This window comes from Aeromonas cavernicola (assembly GCF_002795305.1).
Taxonomy (GTDB): Bacteria; Pseudomonadota; Gammaproteobacteria; order Enterobacterales; family Aeromonadaceae; genus Aeromonas; species Aeromonas cavernicola.
In genome coordinates, this window is the sequence record NZ_PGGC01000257.1 from 1 (window position 1) to 1,364 (window position 1,364).

Consider the following 1,364-nt stretch of genomic DNA (forward strand, 5'->3'; position numbering starts at 1 on the left):
GATGGGCGCAGTTGGCCGCCATCCTTGGCTCTGGTTGCTGGCGCTGGTGGCTTATAGCCTGTGGCAGCAGGCCGATGGCTGGCTCGGCCTGTTCGAGCCCCGCAGTTGGCAGCAGATGGGCCATTTTCTCGCCACCGGTTGGCCACCTCGCCTTGATCAGGATTTTCTCGCGCTGACCCTGAGCGCCACCCTCGAAAGTCTGGCGGTGGCCACCTTGGGGCTGGCTGGCGCCCTGCTGCTGGGGATCCCATTCGCCCTGCTCGGCTCGCGCGCCTTGTCGCTGGCCGAGCTTGGCCCGATCCCAAGCCCGCTGCGTAGCGGGCTGCGCAGGATCAGTCGTTGGCTGGCCATCTTATTGCGTAGCCTGCCCGAGCTCATCTGGGCGCTGCTGTTTGTCCGCCTGTCTGGACTTGGGCCGTTGGCCGCGATTTTGGCCATCGCGGTCAGTTATGGCGGCATGTTGGCTAAGGTCTACAACGAAATCATGGAGAGTGGTGCCCTGCAACCGGCCCGCGCCTTGTTGCTGGGGGGCAGCGGTCGGCTGCAAGCGCTCTGCTATGGGGTGCTGCCCACTGTGCGCCAAGAGCTGCTCTCCTATACCGTTTATCGCTGGGAGTGTGCCCTGCGCGCCTCGGTGATCATGGGCTTTGTCGGCGCGGGTGGGCTTGGCCAACAACTCGAACTCTCTTTGCGGATGTTTGCTGGTGGTGAGGTGTTGACCCTGTTGCTGGCTTTTTTGCTGCTGGTGACGCTGGCGGATGGGCTGAGTGCTTGGCTACGCCACACGCGCTTCCCCGGTATGCAACTGCTGGCTTGGGTTGGGCTGGCCAGTGTCATTGCCTGCTATCAGCTCGATTGGCGGATGTTGAGCTGGTCGGTCGCCGGATTAGGTCAGTTTATTACCGAGTTTCTCCAACCCGATCTGAGTGCGGCCTTCTTGTCGACGGTGGTAAATGGGCTGTTTGATACCCTGCAAATGGCCCTACTGAGCACGTTATTGAGTGCCCTGCTAGCGCTGCCGTTGGCTTGCTTAGCACGCCATTGCTGGCCGCTGCGGCTGCTGTTTAATCTGTTGCGTTCAGTGCCTGAGCTTATCTTCGCCAGCCTGTTGGTGATGGCGGTCGGCTTAGGGCCGGTTGCCGGTATTTTAGCGCTCACCCTACACACCACTGGGGTGTTAGCGCGGTTGTTTGTGGAGACGCTGGAAAACGCTGACCCGACGCCTCGACAGGCCTTGACCCTATGCGGGGCGGGTGCCATCAGTAGTTTTTGGTACGCGCTGTTTCCGCAAGTGGCTCGGCAGTGGCTCGCCTACAGCCTCTATCGCGGCGAGATGAATCTGCGGGCTGCCACCATCCTCGGCC

General features: G+C 61.7%; 1 protein-coding gene. It reads left to right on the plus strand.

All coding sequences use genetic code 11. From position 1 onward, the window contains the following. Position 1: 1 nt before the first annotated feature. Positions 2-1,364, plus strand: a 1,363-nt coding sequence (locus CUC53_RS18365) for a PhnE/PtxC family ABC transporter permease (RefSeq protein ID WP_100295417.1), incomplete at its 3' end; no start/stop codon positions are given.